Below are 19,547 nucleotides of genomic sequence, written 5' to 3' on the forward strand. Positions count from 1 at the left end.
AACTATGGGGCGGGCGGGTTCCGAAATCAACGCATGATTAAGGCAGACAGCAACAGCTACAGACGCGCTTGAAATCGACATGCCGACGAGCCACCAGCGCAATGCGGGTGGTGCTGTTGTGGGCGGCAGTCACGCCCGACATTCTGCCACGATTGTCGCCACCTGCCCTAACCGGGCCATATTTGCGCTCAGGGTGAGCAAAAGTCGTCGCTGGACAGTCTGGGAAAATCAAATCCATGAGCACCCGTACCGCGCCCGCCCACCAACCCGAGTTGGTGCACGTGCCAGGGCGCGCGTTCGGCATCTACATCCACGTTCCGTTCTGCGCGACCCGGTGCGGATACTGCGACTTCAACACCTACACGCCGGCCGAACTGGGTGGGGCGAACCCCGACGGCTGGTTGGCCGCATTGCGCGTCGAACTGCGGCTGGCCGCCGCCACGATCGGTTCCGTGCCGGTGCAGACGGTGTTCGTGGGCGGCGGCACGCCCTCGCTGCTCGGCGGTACCGGCCTGGCCGCGGTGCTCGGTGCGGTCCGCGACAATTTCGAACTGGCCGCCGGCGCCGAGGTGACCACCGAAGCCAACCCCGAGTCCACCTCACCGGAGATGTTCGCCACGCTGCGTGAGGCCGGCTACACCCGGATATCGCTGGGTATGCAGTCGGCCGCACCGCGGGTGCTGGCCGTGCTGGACCGCACGCACTCGCCGGGCCGTGCGCCCGCGGCCGCCGTGGAGGCCAGGGCGGCCGGGTTCGAGCACATCAACATCGATCTGATCTACGGGACGCCGGGGGAGACCGACGACGATCTGCTGCGGTCGATCGACGTCGCACTCGGTGCCGGAGTCGACCATGTGTCCGCGTACTCGCTGATCGTCGAGGACGGCACGGCCCTGGCCCGGAGGGTGCGCCGTGGCGAGATCGCCCGGCCCGACGACGACGTGCTCGCGCAGCGGTACGAACTGCTCGACGCCAGGCTGTCGGCAGCCGGGCTGCACTGGTACGAGGTCTCGAACTGGAGCACCGAGGGCGGAGAGTGCCGGCACAACCTGGGTTACTGGGACGGCGGCGAGTGGTGGGGCGCCGGGCCGGGGGCCCACGGTTTCCTGGGCGACACACGATGGTGGAATGTCAAGCACCCCAATGCTTACGCGCAGGCCCTGGCTGAGAATCGGTTGCCTATCGCTGATTTCGAGGAGCTCGATGCTCGTGACCGTCATGTCGAGGACGTGATGCTGCGGGTCAGGGTGCGCGAGGGCCTGCCGGTGACACAACTCGATGCCGACGAGCTGCTTCGTGCTGAATCACTCTGTGATGAAGGGCTTCTCATTCGGACTGACGATTCTCTGGTGCTGACGGACCGGGGTCGTCTGCTCGCGGACGCGGTCGTTCGGCACTTGCTGGGGTAGGCGCGGGGACACCATCGGATTCCTGTGGAAAGCCTGTGAGTCCGCTGTGTCTGCATGTGTGCGCGCCGTGTGGAACATGTTGATTCCGTGGTAATTACGTGGCAAATACGTAGGTCTGTGCAATGCAAGTCATCGGTCTACTCTTTGCCGAATGCTCACAAAGAACGACCAAGCCGACTGCAATGCTTCGGCCGCGCTCGCCTCGTTCGAGCTGCCGGCCGGTGACAACGCGACCGGCCCAGCCGATTTGGCCGCCGAGCTGGCTCGCGCGCTGTCCGACGACGGCAGTGATTACGTGGTCTACGAGCGGGGAAACCGGTGGATCCTGGCTTCTGGAGCGCAGTGCGGTGTCGAATTGGACAGCGATGAACTGCGGCTCACCCGCGACGGAACCGTAGCCGCCCGCCGGCCATGGACCGGTCGGCCGGGTGCCGTGCTCGGCGAAGCGGTGGATTTGATGCTTGCCGACTCCGAAACCCATGCCGATACCGCATTCGGCTGGGTCGCATTCGAATTCGGTGCGTACAAGTTCGGTCTCGAGCATCGTTTGGCTCCGAAGACACCGCTGGCGCGGATCTTCAGTCCGCTGACGCAGATCGAGGTCACGGCCGAAAGAGTCACCGTGCTCGGCGGCCCTCCGGCCCACCACGAACTCGTGGGGCGCCTGATCGCCGAGGGCGTCACGCCCACGGCCGAACCCCGCGCCGTCGACATCCGGCAGGACGGCAGTGGCTACCGCGATCGGGTGGCGGCCGCGATCGACGAGATCGACGAGGGCCGCTACCAGAAGGTGATTCTGTCGCGGCGCTTCGACGTGCCGTTCCGGCTCGACTTCCCGTCGACCTACCGGCTGGGGCGCCGGCACAACAACCCCGCGCGGTCATTCCTGTTGCGGGTCGGTTCACTTCGTGCGCTCGGCTACAGCCCCGAACTCGTCGCGGCGGTCCACCAGGACGGGTTGGTGGTAACCGAACCGCTCGCCGGAACCCGAGCGCTCGGCCGCGGTGCGGCCCACGATCGGGCGGCCCGAGACGATCTCGAGTCCAACTCCAAGGAAATCGTCGAACATGCCATCTCAGTGCGCAGTTCGCTCAAGGAGATTGCCGAAGTCGCCGAACCCGGTACTGCGACCGTCACTGACTTCATGACCATTCGTGAGCGCGGAAGTGTGCAGCACCTGGGGTCCACCGTGGGGGCTCGCCTCGACCCGTCGATGGACCGCATGGACGCCCTGGAGGCATTGTTCCCCGCGGTGACGGCGTCGGGCATTCCCAAGGCCGAGGGGGTCGAGGCAATCCTGCGGCACGACGAACTGCCGCGCGGTCTGTACTCCGGTGCCGTGGCGATGTTCTCGGCCGACGGGTCCCTCGACGCGGCGCTCGCACTGCGGGCGGCCTATGAAGCCAACGGGCACACCTGGCTGCGGGCCGGGGCCGGGATCATCGCCGAGTCCACGCCCGACCGTGAGTTCGAGGAGACCTGCGAGAAGCTGAGCACCTTGTCGCCGTACCTCATCGAGGGGGCTGCGCCGACCGACATGTGAGTGAGCTAACACGTCGACGCCTGCCCGGCGCGATGGCGAACGGATGGCCCAAATAGCCGCGTCGACCGGGAAACATGCACGTCATCGCCGTCTGCTGGGCTCCCAGCAGATGCACAGCGGGTTCTGAGGTAGAACTCCTGCTTGCTCGGATCGTGTGCCACTATTGTCCGCATGTCGGCAGCGTATTTAGGCAAGCCTATCCAGACTTACCTGCGACCGGGGTCCTGCTGACATGGGCCCCGACACTTCGACTCCGGAGCCCATCGCCGTCATCGGGCTGGGTCTGCGCGTCGCCGGCAACGTCGCGACACCGTCGGACTTCTGGAACTTCCTGTTGGAGGGGCGCAGCAACATCTCCGAGGTGCCCGAGGAGCGCTGGGAGCCCTACCTGCGGCGCGATCCGCGCAATGCCGCCGTGCTTCGCGAGATCACCCGGCTCGGCACCTTCCTCGACGATCTGGCCGGATTCGATGCCGAGTTCTTCGGCGTCTCGCCGCGCGAGGCTGAGGTGATGGATCCCCAGCAGCGGCTGGCGCTCGAGGTCAGCTGGGAGGCGTTGGAGCACGCCGGGGTCTCGCCGCGGACGCTGGCCGGCAGCGATACCGCTGTGCTGATGGGCGTCAACTCCGACGACTACGGCAAGTTGATCATGGAAGACCTGCCCGGTATCGACGCCTGGACCGGCATCGGGACCTCGCTGTGCGGCATCGCCAACCGGGTCTCGCACCTGCTCGATCTCCGCGGCCCGAGCGTCGCGCTGGACGCCGCGTGCGCGGCATCGCTGGTCGCGGTGCACCAGGCCTGCCAGATGCTGCGGGCCGGCGAAACGTCGCTGGCCCTTGCCGGTGGCGTCAGCGCGTTGATCGGTCCGGGCCTGACCCGCGTGCTCGACGAGGCCGGCGCCACCGCTCCCGACGGCCGCTGCAAGACGTTCGATGCCGCGGCCGACGGCTACGGGCGCGGCGAGGGTGCCGGCGTCGTCGTGCTCAAGCGGCTCGCCGACGCCGAACGCGACGGTGACCGCATCCTGGCGGTGGTGCGCGGCGGTGCGACCGCCCAGGACGGGCGCACGGTGGGCATCATGTCGCCCAACGGTGCTGCCCAGGCGGACATGTTCCGCCGCGCCTGCGCCATGTCGGGCATCGACCCGGCCCGCATCGGCTACGTCGAGGCGCACGGAACCGGAACTCCCACAGGCGATCCCACCGAGGTCGGGGCGCTTGCCGAGGTGTACGGCGCGGGGCGGGACGACGATGACCGCTGCCGCATCGGCTCGGTCAAACCCAACATCGGCCACCTCGAGGGCGGCGCCGGGGTGATGGGATTGATCAAGACCGTCCTGGCGCTGCACCACGAGGCGATTCCGCCCACCGCCGGAGTGCGCCGGCTCACCGGCGCGGTGGATTGGGCCACCAGTGGCCTCCGGGTGCCCACCGAGGTCGAACCGTGGACACGCGGCGACACTGCGCGCCAGGCGGCGGTGTGCAGCTACGGTTACGGCGGCACGATCGCGCACATTCTGCTCGAAGAGGCTCCGCCACAACCGGACACCACGCCACAGGCCGCCGGCCAGATGATCGTCCCGCTCTCGGCGCGTTCCCCGCAGCGGCTGGCCCGCCAGGCCGAAGCACTGGCCGATCACCTGCGGGCCGGACACCAGCAGGTGGCGCCGGTGGCCGCCACACTGTGGGCCCGGCGCACCCACGAACCGGTCCGGGCCGCGATCGTCGCCCAGCACCCGCATGAACTGATCGCCGGACTCGACGCGCTGTCGCGTGGTGAGTCCGCCGCCGGTCTGGTCACCGGCGAGGTCCCCGGCGGGCAGGCGCGGGACGCGGTGTGGGTGTTCTCCGGACACGGCTCGCACTGGGCCGGAATGGGTCGTGAATTGCTGGCGGCCGAGCCAACTTTCGCGGCCGTAATCGACGAGGTCGACGAGGTCTTCGGGCCCGAGCTCGGTTTCTCCGCCCGCGAGGCGCTGAGTACCGGTGAGCTCGGCGGCACCGACCGGATCCAGGCGCTGACCTTCGCGATGCAGGTCGGACTGGCGGCGGTTCTGCGTGAGCGGGGAGTGCGGCCCGCCGCGGTGATCGGGCACTCGGTCGGTGAGGTCGCGGCGTGCGTCGTCTCCGGGGTGTTCGAACTGCGCCAGGGTGCCGCCGTGGCCTGCTACCGGGCCCGCGGCTTCCGCTCTGTGATGGGTTGTGGCGCCATGGCTTTGGTCCGGCTGCCGTTCGCCGAGGCGGACCAGCGACTGACCGGCCGCACCGATGTGGTGGCCGCCATCAGCGCCTCGGCCGATTCGTGCGTCATCTCTGGCGTCACCGAAGCGGTGGAGGCGGTCTGCGAATCCTGGTCCGGGCAGGGCATCGTCGTGCGCCGGGTCAACACCGACGTGGCGTTCCACAGCCCCGCGATGGACGACCTGACCGGGGCCCTGGCCGCCAACGTCGCCGGGCTGCAGCCGCCCCACGATGCGGTGGTCCCGCTGTACACCACGGCGCTCACCGATGCGCGCTCCACCGCGTCGAGAGACGCCGACTACTGGGTGCGCAACCTGCGCGGGCAGGTCCGGTTCGCCGAGGCGGTCACGGCAGCGGCCGAAGACGGACACCGGCTGTTCCTCGAAGTGTCCGCCCATCCCGTGGTGTCGCACTCGATCGTCGAAACCCTGCTGCACCTCGGCATGGACGACCATGCCGTCGTCCCACTGCTCCGCCGCAACGAGCCGGAGTCCCCGGCCGTCACCACCGCGATCGCCTCGCTGTACACGCACGGAGCCGAGGTCGAACACGGTGTGGCCCAGGCTGATCCATGGGCCGACCTGCCGGTCACGCAATGGCAGCACCGGCATTTCTGGCGCGTGCCCACCGCGGCACCCGGCGGGAGCGCGGTACACGACACCACCAGTCACACGCTGTTGGGCGGGCGCACCGACGTGGCCGGAACCGTGGCGACGCGCATCTGGCAGACCCGGTTGGACTTCGACACCCGGCCCTATCCCGGTGACCATCCGGTGAAGGGCACCGAAATCATCCCTGCCGCAGTGCTGTTGAACACCTTCCTCACCGCGGCCGGTGACGGCGCCGGCTTGAAAGACGTGCGCCTGCGCACGCCGGTGGCGCCCGCGCGTGCCCGCGATCTGCAGGTCGTCCTGGCCGACCGCGAGCTGACCCTGGCCTCGCGGCTGGCAGATGCCGCCGGGGATCAGGACGGCGGATGGTTGACGCACAGCAGCGCGGTGGTGGATCCGGCCCGTGCCAAGGCAGCTACTGTCGATCTCGATGGGGCCCGCGCGCGGTGCACCGAGCAACTGGCGCCCCGGCACGTGATCGACACCCTCGCCGAGCTCGGGGTAGCGGCCATGGGATTCGATTGGGACATCACGGATCTGCGCCGCGGCGACGGTGAGTTGCTGGCTCGGGTGAGTTCTGAGGCCGATGGGTCCCGGCCCACCAGCTGGGCGTCGCTGGTGGATGCGGCGACCTCGGCCGCCTCGACGAGCTTCGATGGCTCGCCGCGGCTGCGGATGCCCGCCCGCATCGAGCGGGTGCACGTGCATGCCGTGCCTCCGGCAACCGCGATGCTGTCGGTGCGGCGCCGGCCAGGTACCACGACCACGGACGTGGCCATCACCGATGAATCCGGATCGGTGCTGTTGTCGATCGACGGGATGGTCTTCGAGGAACTGGAGAATCCGGGGCGCGAAGCGTCGGCGACCGATGTCCGTCGCATCGTGCACAGGGTGGCCTGGCATCCGGTGGTGTCCCTCGACGAGCGCATGCCGAGCGGTGTGGTGCTGGTCGGTGGCGATGTCGACCGGCTGGAAGCCGCGGTCGACGACCTGACCACGGCCGCGGTGCCCTATCTCGCGGTGGAAGACCCTGCGGAACTGGAGTCGATCATCGAGTTCGGCTCCCTGCCAAGGGAACTCGGTGACGCTGCGGTCGTGCTGGTGCTGCCGCGCGACGATGACTCACCCGAGGCGGCCGTGGACCTGGTGACGCGGACGTTGACCCTGCAGCAGCGCCTGGGAGTGTCGGCGCGGCTGTGGGCACTCACCGTCGGCGTCCACGAGGGCGCCGACGTGACCCACGCGCCGCTGTGGGGACTGGGCCGGGTCGCGGCCGCCGAGCATCCGCAGCTGTGGGGCGGTGTCGTCGACGTCGCCGACGGACACCTACCGCTGGCCGCGCTGGGGTCGCTGCCCGGACACGGCGTTCTGGTGGTCCGCGACGGGGTTGCCCTGGCCGCCCGCCTCTCGGCGTCGGATCCGGCTTCGGCAGCCGCGGTGGAGAGCGCCCCCATGCAGTGCGCGCCGGGTGGTACCTACCTGATCACCGGTGGCACCGGCGTTCTCGGTCTGCGGATGGCCCAGCGTCTGGCCGACCTCGGAGCCCGCCGTCTCGTGCTGGTGTCACGTTCGGGCCTCGGCGACCGCTCGGGCTGGGCGGATGACGAGCGGTCGGCGGCCGTCCGTGCGGTCACCGCGCTGGAAGAGCGTGGCGTGTCGGTGACCGTCGCGGCCGTCGACATCGGGGCGCCAGGATCGGCCGACGCCCTGCGCGAGGTGCTGCGTCCGCTGCCGCCGGTGCGCGGCGTGATCCACGCTGCCGGAGTGGAAGCCGGTGCACTGCTGATGAATACGGCATCCGAGGAGTTCGCCGCCGCCATGCATCCGAAGGTGCGCGGCACCCTCGTGCTGCACGAGGTGTTCCCACCCGAACAGCTCGACTGGATGGTGCTGTTCTCCTCGTGCGGCTACCTGGCTGGATTCCCGGGGCAAGGGGCCTACGGCTGCGCCAACGCATTCCTGGATGGGATGGCCCGGTACCGGCGCAATCTCGGAGACCGCACCACTGCCGTCGCCTGGACGGCGTGGCGGGGGCTGGGCATGGGCTCGTCATCGGAGTTCGTGGCGGCCCAACTCGACGCGCTCGGCATGGGCACGGTCGGCGCTGACGACGCGATGCGGGCACTGGAGCTGGCGATGCGCGAAGACACGGCCAATGTCGTGGTGCTGCCGGTCCTGCCCGCGGCGGCGGCGGTGCCGATCCTGGCGGATATCGCCCCGGAGGAGGAGCCTGACGAGGTCGGGGAGCCGGCAGCGGGGGAGTTCGACCCCGATCAGCTGGCGGCTCACGTGTTGACCGCGGTGGCAAGCCAATTGGGGCTCGCGGAGTCCGATGTGAACGTCGATCTTCCGCTCGTGGAACTGGGCGTCGACTCGATCATGACCGTGCGGCTGCGCCGGCAGTTGGAAAAGCAGACCGGCCTGGCGCTGCCGCCGACACTGCTGTGGGAGCACCCCACGGCAGCGGCGGTGACCGCCCGGATCATCGAGCTACTCGCTCCCGCGGCGGGGTGCGAGGTCCCGGCGGGCGGTTAGTCCGAGGTCTGCGCCGAGGCGGCGAGACCTCACCCGGTGATCGTGGTGATCAACTTCTTCTTGTCGACCTTGCCTACCGCGGTGGACGGCAGGGTCGACATCGGAACCAGCACATCAGGCCTGGCGTGGGCCGATGCGCCGCGTTGGTCCAGGAACTCGTTGAGCTCGACCAGGGTGACCGGCGCGCCCTTGAAAACCACGGCGGCGCAGATCTTTTCACCCAGGTACTCGTCGGGCAGCGCCACGGCCGCGGCCGCGTAGACCGCCGGGTGGGTCAGCAGGTGGTCCTCGAGATCGGTGGCCGACACCGTCTCACCGCCCCGGTGGATGACGTCCTTGATCCGGCCTGTCACCTCGACATAGCCGGCTCGCGGGCCATCGGCGAAGATCCGCACCCGGTCGCCCGTGCGGAAGAAACCGTCGGGACTGAACGACCGGGCATTGGCCTCCTCGGCCCGGTAGTAGCCGTTGAGCGTGTAGGGCCCGCGAACAAGCAGCTCACCCTCTTGTCCGGGGGCGACCTCATGGCCGTCCTCGTCCACCACGCGCATCTCGTCGTGCGGCGACATCGGCCGGCCCTGGGTGTGTTCGACCACGTCCACCGGGTCGCCGGGCCGGGTGAAATTCAGCATCCCCTCGGCCATTCCGAAGATCTGCTGCAAGCCCGGGCTCAACCCCTCGCGGATGAAACGGGCCTCCTCTGGTGACATCCTCGACCCGCCGACCTGAACCACGCGCAGTGAGGTGGGCAGTACCGGTTCCCAATCGCAGGCCTGGGTCCACAGCTTGGCCAGGGCATTGACGAGTCCGGTCACGGTGACGCGGTGGGTGTTTATGAGCGCGAAGGCCGATTCGGGGCTGGGATCGTCGGTGTAGACGGTTGTCGCCCCGACGGTTATCGCGCCCAGCAGGCCGGGGCAGGCGAACGGGAAGTTGTGCCCGGCGGGCAACACCGCCAGATAGACGTCGTCGTGCACCATCTCGCAGGCCCGTGCGCACGCCGCGGCGTTGTAGAGATAGTCGTCATGGGTGCGGGGGATGAGCTTGGGCAGGCCGGTGGTGCCACCGGACACCAGCAATACTGCGGGTCCGGTGGTGTCGACGGTGATGTCGGGCGGGCCCGGGTGGCCGAAATCTTTGAGCGCGGACCAGGGTTCGAAGGTGCCCGGGTCACCGTCGACGAGGACGTGCCGTAACCGCGGGTGCTCGGCGACGATTTGTGCGGCCAGCTCGCGGTAGTCGAATCCGGCGTTGGTGTCGGGGATCACCAGCCCGACTGCGCCGCTCACCTCGGCGAAGTGGCCCAGTTCGGCCGACCGGTGGCCGGGCAGGCACAGTACCGGCACGGCTCCGGCGCGCAGCAGTCCGAAAACGGCGACTGCGAACTCTCGGGAATTCGGCAACTGCACCAGGACCCGGTCGCCGGGAACGATCCCGCGGTCGGCGAGTGCTGCGCCGATGCGGTCGGCCAGCGCGTCCAGTTCGGCGAAGGTATGACTGCCGGTGGCGTCGACGACGGCCGCCTTGTCCGGCCAGTTGTGGGCTGCCTCACGCAGGATGCTGTCCAGAGCTTTGCCCCGCCAGTACCCGGCCGCGCGGTACACCTCGGCGCGGTCCTCGGGGAACGGGGTGAATCCGTTTGCCAGTTCGTCCTGTTCACGGTCAAAACCGGTGGTCATCGGTGTTGTGGCTCCCGTCAGGTGGGTCTGTTGACAGATCGAATATAGGGTAACCTCCACCAAGTTAGGGCAGCCTGCACTAATAGTTCGGTGCGGATGATTCGGAGGTGTGGTGAGCGTGGTTGCGACGAGTTCCCAGACGGTTCGCGACGAGGTCGCCGCACTCCTGGGGATCAGCCCCGACGACGTAGACCCCCACGCCGACCTGATCGCCTCCGGGCTGGATTCGATCCGGATGATGTCGCTGTCCGGCCGCTGGCGTAAGCAGGGCATCAACGTCGGATTCGCCGCCCTGGCAGCCAATCCCACCGTCGCCGCCTGGATCGAGCTGGTGGCCGAGCATGCCCCGGAAGCCACGGCCGAGGAGGCCGTCGCCGACACCGCCGGCGGTGGTGACGAGGGCGAGCCGTTCCCGCTGGCGCCGATCCAGCACGCCTTCTGGGTCGGGCGCAACAACGACCAGCAACTCGGTGGCGTCGGCGCGCACCTGTACGTCGAATTCGACGGCGCCGATGTCGATCCGCAGCGGCTGCAGGCAGCGGCGGCGAAACTGGCTGCGCGCCACCCCATGCTGCGGGTCGAGATCCTGCCGGACGGCACCCAGCGGATCGGTGACCGCCCGTTGCCGGTCACCATCTATGACCTCCGCGACTTGGATGAGGCTGCGGCGCAAGCACAGTTGGAGCTCACCAGGGACGCCAAGTCCCATCAGATGCTGCATGACGAGGTGCTGCAGATCAGTTTGTCCCTGCTGCCCGGTGGTGGCACGCGCCTCCACGTCGACATGGACATGCAGTGCGCGGACGCGGTGAGTTACCGCAACTTCATGGCTGATCTGGCCGCGCTCTATCGCGGCGTGGACCTGCCTGCACTGGGCTACACCTACCGCGAATACCGGGCCAAGCTGACCGCGACGGTCCCACCGCCGCCGGAGCAGGATCGGCAGTGGTGGGCCGAGCGGGTGCCCGATCTGCCGGATCCGCCTGCGCTGCCACTGGTTCCGCTGTCCGATCAGCGCAACCCGCACCGCAGCATCCGGCTGTGGGAGGTCCTCGACGTCCCGACCCGCGACGCATTGTTCGCGGCGGCCCAGCGGCGCGGGATCACCCCGGCGATGGCGGTCGGGGCGTCCTATGCCAATGCGTTGGCGCACTGGTCCACCCAGTCACGGTTCCTGCTCAACCTGCCGATGTTCGGCCGGGAGCCCTACCACCCCGATGTCGACAAGCTGGTCGGCGACTTCACCTCGTCGCTGCTGCTGGACATCGACCTGGCCGGAGCCGATACCGCCACGGCCCGGGCCCGGGTGGTGCAGGAGACGCTGCACGCCACCGCCGCGCATTCCTCGGTGTCCGGACTGGATGTGCTGCGTGACGTGAGCCGCCACCGCGGCAGCCAGACGCTGGCCACGATCGTCTACACCAGTGCGCTGGGGCTGGGAGACCTGTTCGCCGGCGATGTCACCGACCAGTTCGGGGCGCCGGTGTGGACCATCTCGCAGGGGCCGCAGGTGCTCATCGACGCCCAGGCCACGCCGATCGCCGACGGCCTGATGATCAACTGGGATGTCCGGATCGAGGCGTTCCGTCCGGGCGTGGCCGAGGCCATGTTCGCCTACCACCTGGCCGAACTACGTCGCCTGGCCACCGACGATGCGGCCTGGGATGCCCCGGACCCGCCTGCGGTCACTGAACAGCAGCGCCGGGTGCGGGCGGAACTGAACGCGTCGGCCTCCACGCCCAGCGGCGACGTGCTGCACACCGGTTTCCTTGCCAATGCCGAGTCCACGCCGGACGCGCCTGCGGTGTTCTGCAGCGCCGGCGACCTCACCTACGGCGAGTTGCGGGACAAGGTGCTGGCCGTGGCGGCCGCGCTGCAGTCCCGCGGGGTGTGTCGCGGTGAGGTGGTCGCGGTGCTGGGCCCCAAGAGCGTCGAGCAGGTCATCGCTCTGCTGGCCATCTCGATGGTCGGCGCCGCGTACCTGCCGGTCGGGGTGGACCAGCCCGCGGATCGGGCCGCGCGCATCCTGCACACCGGCGGGGTGGATTTCGCCCTGATCTGTGGTTCGGGGCCAGATCATCCCGAGTTGCCGCACCTGACCGTGGGTGACGCCGAGATCATCGGCGACCCAGAGCATTTCGAGCCGGTCGCGGTCACCCCGGAAGACCTGGCGTACGTGTTGTTCACCTCGGGTTCCACGGGCGAGCCCAAGGGGGTGGAGATCACCCACGACGCGGCGATGAACACCATCGAATTCATCAACGACCATTTCGACATCGGCCCGGCCGATCGTTGCCTGGCGTTGTCGCACCTGGAGTGCGATCTGTCGGTGATCGATGTCTACGGGACGCTGCGTTCGGGTGGCTCGATGGTCGTCGTCGACGAGGAGCAGCGCCGTGATCCCGATGCCTGGGTCCGGCTGATCGCCGAACATCAGGTCAGTGTCCTGCACTTCCTGACCGGCTGGCTGGAGATGCTGGTCGCCGGCGCATCCGGCGCATCCGGCGCAGGTGGCGGTCCTTTGTCTTCGGTGCGGGTGGTGCCCACCGGCGGCGACTGGGTCCGACCGGAGCTGGTCCGCGCGCTACGCGCCGCGTCACCACAGATGCGTTTCGCCGGTCTGGGCGGAGCCACCGAGACCGCGACGCACAACACCATCTTCGAGGTGGGTTTCGGCGACGACGCCCTGCCTGCGCACTGGACCTCGGTGCCGTTCGGCGTGCCGCTGCCCAACAACTGCTGCCGGGTGGTCGACGTCCGGGGGCAGGACTGCCCGGACTGGGTTCCGGGTGAGCTGTGGGTAGGCGGTCGCGGTATCGCCCGCGGCTATCGCGGGCGTCCGGACCTGACCGCCGAACGGTTCGTCGAACACGACGGGCGGCGCTGGTACCGCACCGGGGACCTGGTGCGCTCGTGGCCCGACGGCACGCTGGAATTCGTCGGCCGGGCCGATCACCGGATCAAGGTGAGTGGCTTCCGCATCGAGCTGGGTGAGGTCGAGGGTGCGCTGTGCCGGGTTCCGGGCGTGGACGCGGCGGTAGCGGTGCTGGTGCCGGTCGAGGGCGGCCACGACCTGCTGGGGGCGGTGGTGCGGGCGGATCAGGCCGGCATCGATGCGGAGGCGGTGGCTCAGGTCATGGCCGAGCTGGTGCCCGCGCACATGATCCCGCAGGTGCTTCTGGTCGCCGACGAGATCCCCTACGCCAGGGGCAAGACCGACCGCACGGCGGTGGTCCGAATGCTGGCCGCGGTAGGCGCCCCCGAGGGCAGCAGCCACCGGGCGCCCTCCGGCCCGCTGGAAACCGCGCTGTGCGCGATCGTCGGCGACGTTCTGCGGCAGTCCGGCGTCGGGGTCGACGACGATTTCTTCGCCCTCGGCGGGGACTCGGTACTGGGCACCCAGTTGGTGGCGCGGATCCGAGACTGGCTGGACACCTCGACGGTCATGGTCGCCGATGTCTTCGCGGCCCGGACGGTCGCGAAGATGGCCGCGTTGCTGACCGGCCGGGAAGCGGGCTCGGACCGTTTGCAGCTGGTTTCGGAGCTGTATCTCGAGGTCACGGGCATGGACAACGCCGATGTGGCCTCCGAGTTGGCACGCACGTCCCCAGAACCGGCGTTCGGCAACTAAGGTTAGAGTTACTTCAGTTAGGGCAGGCTTTGCTTATCGTCAGGAGGTCGTTGTGGACGCAGTGAGTCGCACGACTACGCAGACCATGCAGACAGCGGCGACCGAACCGCTGCATCAGGGCTTCTTCACGCACGCGCTGGGTGCGCCCGACGACATCGCCGTGATCGGACCGACTACCCGCTGGACCTACGGGCAGCTGCGCGAGCAGGCGCTCGCCGTTTCCGGCGCGCTCGCGGTGGCCGGGGTCCGCGTCGGTGACCGGGTCGCCGTCGTGGGTCCCACCGGTCTGGACACGGTGATCGCGACGCTGGGGATCCTCGCGGCCGGCGGCGTCTGCGTACCGATCGACACTGCGGCACCGGCCGAGCCGGTCCTGGAGCGCACGGGTGTGCGCATGGCCCTGTTCACCGGCGACGGACCGCCCAACTGGTTGCCCGCGCTGACCGTCTCCGAAGCACTGCGGATCGGAGCCCGCGCGGGTGATGTCTCCCCGGTGCGCTCCGGGCCGGGCGATCCCGCCTTCCTGGGTTCGCTCGACGAGAGCGGGCACGCGGTGGTGACTCACGCCGCCGCGCACGACGCGGTCGTGGAACTGAGCGGTCGGCTCGGCGTCAGCAGCGCGGATCGCATCGGCGCGTTCGCCGCTGCCGGTGCCGCCGCGCCGATTCTCATGGTGCTGGTGGCACTCACCGCGGGCGCGGGCATCGTCGTCGCCGATGACGCCCCGCGTCGCAACCCCGAGCGGCGGATGAACAGCTTCGCGCTGGCCGCGCGGCGTCGGGATGCGGTGGCCGCTCTCGACACCGCCGTGCCGTCGTGACGCCCCCGGAAACCCAGATCACGGTCAAGCCCTGGGTGAAGCGCTATCCAGGGTCCGAAAGCTCAACAGCGACATTGGTGTTCCCGCATGCCGGTGGAGCGGCGCTGGCCTACCGCGGGTTCGGGATGGCGCTGGCCGCGGCCGGATCCGATGCCTACGTCATGCAGTACCCGCAACGCGGTGACCGGTTGTCCCATCCGGCCGCGCCGACGGTGGGCGAGCTCGCCCACGATCTGTTCGACGCGGGTGACTGGGCCGGCATCGGGTCTCTGCGGCTGTTCGGGCACTGCATGGGCGCGGTGGTGGCCTTCGAGTTCGCCCGGATCGCCGAACGCAACGGTGTCGCGGTCGACGCAGTGTGGGTGTCGGCCAGCGAGGCCCCGTCGGCGGTGGCGGCAGCACCAGCGCTTCCGATGGCGCAGTCCGAGATCCTCGCCGAGATGGTCGATCTCGGCGGCACCGATCCGGCGCTGCTCGCCGACGAGGATTTCGTCGAGCTGTTGCTGATGGCGGTGCGGGCGGACTACGCGGCCTTCAACCGGTACGCGTGCGACCCCGACGTCACGATCAATGCCGATATCTACGCCCTCGGCGGAGACCGCGACCACCGCATCAGCGAGGACATGTTGCGGCGCTGGGAATCTCACACCACCGGCGCCTACACATGCTCAATGTTCGATGGCGGGCATTTCTATCTCAACTCCCAGCTCGAGGATGTGGCGGAGCTGGTCAATGAGCTCTAGCGGGCAGCACATCCAGCCTGAGGTCGCCGATCCGGTGGTGATCGTCGGCATGGCACTGGAGGCCCCGGGGGGCATCGACACCGCCGAGGGGTACTGGTCCCTGCTGACCGAGCAGCGCGAAGCGCTCGGCCGGTTTCCCGCCGACCGCGGCTGGTCGGTACGCGAGCTGTTCGAGGGCTCGCGCCGCGACGGATTCAAGCGCATCCACGACCTCGGCGGGTTCCTCACCACCGCAGCGACTTTCGATCCAGCGTTCTTCGGGATCTCACCGCGCGAGGCCGTCGCGATGGACCCGCAGCAACGCATCGGGCTGCGCCTCGCGTGGCGCGCACTGGAGAACAGCGGCATCAACCCCGATGATCTGGCCGGGCACGACGTGGGGTGCTACGTCGGTGCGTCGGGCCTGGAGTACGGGCCGGCCTTGTCGGAGTTCTCGCACCACAGCGGTCATCTGATCACCGGTACCTCGCTGGGCGTGATCTCCGGCCGGATCGCCTACACGCTGGATCTGTGCGGCCCGGCGCTGACCGTCGACACGTCGTGCTCGTCGGCGTTGACCGCGTTTCACACCGCCGTGGCCGCGGTGCGGGCGGGGGACTGCGACATGGCACTGACCGGCGGGGTCTGCGTGATGGGCACCCCCGGCTACTTCGTCGAGTTTTCCAAGCAACACGCATTGTCCGACGACGGGCACTGCCGGCCCTACAGCGCCCATGCCAGCGGGACAGTGTGGGCCGAGGGGGCGGCGATGTTCGTATTGCAGCGCAGGTCGGCGGCCGTGCGGAACGGCCGTCGGATCCTGGCTGAGGTCCGCGCCACCGCGGTGAACCAGGACGGGCGCACCACCGGTCTGACCGCGCCGAGCGGCCCGGCCCAGCAGCGGTTGTTCGCGAAGGCGATCGAACAGGCGGGCGTGCGGCCCGAGGACGTCGGCATGATCGAGGGCCACGGCACCGGCACCAGGCTCGGTGACCGCACCGAATTACGCTCCTTGGCACAGACATACGGGGCCACGGCCCCGGGTACCGGCGCCCTGCTGGGGTCGGTGAAATCCAACATCGGGCACGCCCAGGCGGCGGCGGGCGGGCTGGGCCTGGCCAAGGTGATCCTGGCCGCCGAGCACGCGTCCGTCCCGGCCACCTTGCACGTGGATGAGGTCAGCCGCGAGATCGATTGGGACACCCAGGGTTTGCGATTGGCAACCAAGCTGACTCAGTGGCCCGCGGTCAACGGCCGGCGCATCGGCGCGGTCTCGGCTTTCGGGATGAGCGGCACCAACGCGCACGCCATCATCTCGGTCCCCGAGGCTCCGGAGGCTGACGGGGCCGCCGCATGACCGATACCGACTCCCTGCCGGACGAGCGCACCCCGATCCTGCTCAGCGCGCATGCCGAGGACCTGATCGGCACCGACGCCGAGGCCATTCTGCGTTACCTGGATTCGCATCCCGAGGTGAGTCCCGGCGACGTCGCCGCCACCGTGCTGTCCACCCGGCGCCTGCGCCGCCACCGCGCCGTGGTCCGGGCCGCCGACCGCGCGGAACTCGCCGCGGGCCTGCAGGCACTGACCGAGAATGCCGAGCATCCACTGGTAACCCGGGCCCAGGGCGGGGCACCGACATCGGGCTCGAGGGCACGCATCGCCTTCGTGTTCCCGGGCCAGGGCAGCCAATGGCCGTCGATGGGCGTGCAGGCCTACGACAGGTTGCCGGCCTACCGGGCCGAAGTCGATACGTGGGCCGCGGCATTCCAGGCCGCCGGTACCGCCTCGCCGCTGGATTATCTTCTGGCCGAGCCGGATTCGGGCGCGGTCACCAACGATTTCTCGCAGGTGCAGATTCAGGGTGCCCAGTTCGTCCACGGTGTCGCGCTGGCCCGGGTCTGGCGGGCCTGCGGCGTGGTGCCCGACATCACCGTGGGCCACAGTCTGGGTGAGATCGGGGCCGCCTACGTCGCGGGCACCATCAGCCTGGAGGCTGCGGTCGCCGTGGTGATCGCCCGGGCGACCATCCTGGACCGGCTGACTGGCCCGTACCGCGTCGCGGTTCTCGGGATCAGCCCCGACGAAGCCTCGAAAGTTGTTGCCGAGACCCCCGGGTGGCTGGAACTGTCGGTGGTGAACTCGCGGTCATCGGTCGCGGTGTCGGGGGAGACCGATGCGGTGGCGGCGGCAGTGGCCACCGTCACCGGCCGCGGATCGTTTGCCAAGGAAATCGAGATGTGGTTCCCGGCGCACACCACCGCGCTGGACTCCGCCTACGCCGAACTCGAATCGCTCTTGCCCGAAGCGCAATTCGGTGAATCCCCGGTGCAGTTCATCGGCTCGGCCACTGCCGAGGTGGTCGAGGCCGGCACTGGCTTCGCTGAGTACTGGTACACCAACCTGCGCAGCACCGTGCGCTTCGACCGGGCCATCGAGACGGCGGCGCGGCGCGGGGCCCGCATCTTCGTGGAACTGTCCGCACACCCGGCGCTGTTGTTCGCCATGGGGGACCTGCTCGACGATGCGGCCGAGCTCACCGGCGGCCCGGTCGTGATGGTGGGTTCGGGCCGGCGCGACGAATCGATCACCGAACGGCTCAGCTCCAACATCATTTCGGTGGCGATGGCCGACTCCGGCTACCGCTGGGACGACCTGCCGAACCACCCGGCCGCCCGATTGCGCGACTTCCCGTTCGCGCCGATGCGCGCCGAACATCTATGGGCCACACCGCAACCACTGCCGTCGGTCGCCGGCCTGACTGTGGGCGTCGAGCATTGGGTGGAGGCTGCTTCACCGCGGAATGTCCCGACCGGAGGACGCCGTGTCGCGGTGCTCGACCTGGCCGCCGGCCAGGGCGGGGCGGCCGCATTGAGCAGTGCCCTCGACGAGGTGCCGGACGCCACCGTCGTCCTGCCCGCCGATGCCGACCTGCTGATCGTGGTGTCACCCGTGTCCGACGAGGCCGACGCAGTGGCAGCGGCGGAAGCCTTGAGCCGACGCATCGACGACGGCCTGCTGGGCTATGTCGAGGCGATCGGGCCCCGAACCCGCGACGTGTGGATGGTCACCGTCGGTGGTGAACAGGTCGGCGACGGGCCGACCCCGCGGCCCGAAGCGGCCGCTCTGGCCGCGATGCATCGCAGCCTGGGCTATGAACACCCAGACCAGACGTTCCGGCACCTGGACCTACCGGCGACGCTGATCGACCACGCCGCTGCGGCCGCGGCCGTCACCGCCATGTTGACAGCCGCCGACGATATCGCGCTGCGGGACAATGGTTCCGGTCACAGCGTGTGGGTCCGGGAGATGCAGGACGACACCTCTGACGGGCGCGCGTGGACCGCGGATTCGGGGATCTTCGACGAGGTGGTCATCACCGGCGGTGCCGGCGCGGTGGGTCTGCACTTTGCCCGCCGCCTGGCCGAGCAGGGAGCCCGACGCATCGTGCTGCTCAGCCGCAGCGGGCTCGATGATGGGCAGGTGGCCGCACTGGCCGCGCATGGGACCGAGATCCTCGCGCCGCGTTGCGATCTGACCGACCCGGCGCAGATCGCCGCGACCATCGCCGAGTCGTCCATCGGCCCGGCCTCGCTGGTGATCCACGCCGCGGCGTCCGCCACGCTTGCCCCGGGCAGCGAGCTCACCGGCGCCGCGGCTCGGAACACGTTCGCGGCCAAGCTGAGTGGACTGGCCAACCTCACGGCGGCCTGGCCACTGCGCCCGGATGCCCGGGTCGTGTTGTGTTCCTCGGTATCCGGCCTGTGGGGTGGCTACGGTCATGCCGCCTACTCCGCGGCCAACCGCCTGCTGGACGCACTCGGTACGCAGCTGCGGGCCGGGGGACGGCACTGCACCGCGATTCGGTGGGGATTGTGGCCGGGGGACGGCATCATCGACTCGGCGGAAGTGAGCCGGGTCGAACGGTCCGGACTGCGCGCCATGGCACCCGACCTTGCCGTCGAGGCCGGACTACGGGACTACCCGGCCGATCCGTTGGTGTTCACCGCTGATGCCGAGCGGCTGCGGACTTTCCTCGGGGGTCCTGCCGAGCCCGCCGTTGCGGTCAGCGACAGCGCCGAGGTACCCGAGGGCGAAGCGGCTGACGCCACCGGTGCGATGCGGATCGCGCTGGGGGCCGTGTTGAAGCTCACCGACACCTCCGCATTGGATCTCGATGCGTCGCTGCTGGATCTGGGCGTCGACTCGCTGCTGGCAATAGATCTGCGCAAGAAGCTCAAGAAGGCCACCGGCCGATCAGTGCCGCTGGCCACCATCCTCGGTGGCGCCACCGCCGCGGAATTGATCGAGCATTTGGAAAGACCTGAAAAGGAAGCATTTTCGCGTGACTGAC

At 69.2% G+C, this 19,547-nt stretch carries 10 protein-coding genes; 8 read left to right on the forward strand and 2 right to left on the reverse strand.

Translation table 11 applies throughout. From position 1 onward, the window contains the following. Positions 1–37: 37 nt before the first annotated feature. Complete coding sequence (locus BN2156_RS31485) at positions 38–304, reverse strand: Ms4527A family Cys-rich leader peptide (RefSeq protein WP_407661588.1); 267 nt, start codon at positions 302–304, stop codon at positions 38–40. Here BN2156_RS31485 and hemW point away from each other — a divergent pair. From hemW to BN2156_RS02130, 3 genes are all read left to right on the forward strand, one after another. Then, a complete protein-coding gene (gene hemW / locus BN2156_RS02120) occupies positions 237–1,409 on the forward strand; it encodes a radical SAM family heme chaperone HemW (protein ID WP_090509745.1) in 1,173 nt (390 codons plus the stop codon). The genes BN2156_RS31485 and hemW overlap by 68 nt on opposite strands. A 151-nt stretch (positions 1,410–1,560) precedes the next feature. After that, positions 1,561–2,952 carry a salicylate synthase gene (locus tag BN2156_RS02125; RefSeq protein WP_090509748.1) on the forward strand — a complete coding sequence of 464 codons (1,392 nt, stop codon included), beginning with the start codon at positions 1,561–1,563 and terminating at the stop codon, positions 2,950–2,952. A 232-nt stretch (positions 2,953–3,184) separates the two neighbouring features. Continuing rightward, positions 3,185–8,341 carry a type I polyketide synthase gene (locus tag BN2156_RS02130; RefSeq protein WP_090509751.1) on the forward strand — a complete coding sequence of 1,719 codons (5,157 nt, stop codon included), beginning with the start codon at positions 3,185–3,187 and terminating at the stop codon, positions 8,339–8,341. Between the two features lie 29 nt (positions 8,342–8,370). Here BN2156_RS02130 and BN2156_RS02135 read toward each other — a convergent pair whose 3' ends face one another. Further along, complete coding sequence (locus tag BN2156_RS02135) at positions 8,371–10,020, reverse strand: (2,3-dihydroxybenzoyl)adenylate synthase (protein WP_090509754.1); 1,650 nt, start codon at positions 10,018–10,020, stop codon at positions 8,371–8,373. A 112-nt stretch (positions 10,021–10,132) separates the two neighbouring features. Here BN2156_RS02135 and BN2156_RS02140 point away from each other — a divergent pair, with 112 nt between their 5' ends. The 5 genes from BN2156_RS02140 to mbtD are packed head-to-tail and all read left to right on the forward strand — an operon-like array spanning position 10,133 to position 19,546. Continuing rightward, complete coding sequence (locus tag BN2156_RS02140; RefSeq protein WP_407661589.1) at positions 10,133–13,651, forward strand: non-ribosomal peptide synthetase; 3,519 nt, start codon at positions 10,133–10,135, stop codon at positions 13,649–13,651. Between the two features lie 52 nt (positions 13,652–13,703). Continuing rightward, positions 13,704–14,471 carry an AMP-binding protein gene (locus BN2156_RS02145; RefSeq protein ID WP_159402812.1) on the forward strand — a complete coding sequence of 256 codons (768 nt, stop codon included), beginning with the start codon at positions 13,704–13,706 and terminating at the stop codon, positions 14,469–14,471. Next, on the forward strand, positions 14,468–15,214 hold the full coding sequence (locus BN2156_RS02150; protein ID WP_090509762.1) for a thioesterase II family protein: 747 nt from the start codon (positions 14,468–14,470) through the stop codon (positions 15,212–15,214). Before BN2156_RS02145 ends, BN2156_RS02150 begins: the two co-directional genes overlap by 4 nt. Next, complete coding sequence (locus BN2156_RS02155; protein ID WP_090509764.1) at positions 15,204–16,550, forward strand: beta-ketoacyl [acyl carrier protein] synthase domain-containing protein; 1,347 nt, start codon at positions 15,204–15,206, stop codon at positions 16,548–16,550. The genes BN2156_RS02150 and BN2156_RS02155 overlap by 11 nt, the downstream gene beginning before the upstream one ends. Further along, positions 16,547–19,546 (forward strand): mycobactin polyketide synthase MbtD, encoded by a 3,000-nt coding sequence (gene mbtD, locus BN2156_RS02160; RefSeq protein ID WP_090509767.1) that lies wholly within the window; start codon positions 16,547–16,549, stop codon positions 19,544–19,546. Before BN2156_RS02155 ends, mbtD begins: the two co-directional genes overlap by 4 nt. Position 19,547 lies beyond the last annotated feature (1 nt).

Source organism: Mycolicibacterium neworleansense (assembly GCF_001245615.1).
Lineage (GTDB): Bacteria > Actinomycetota > Actinomycetes > Mycobacteriales > Mycobacteriaceae > Mycobacterium > Mycobacterium neworleansense.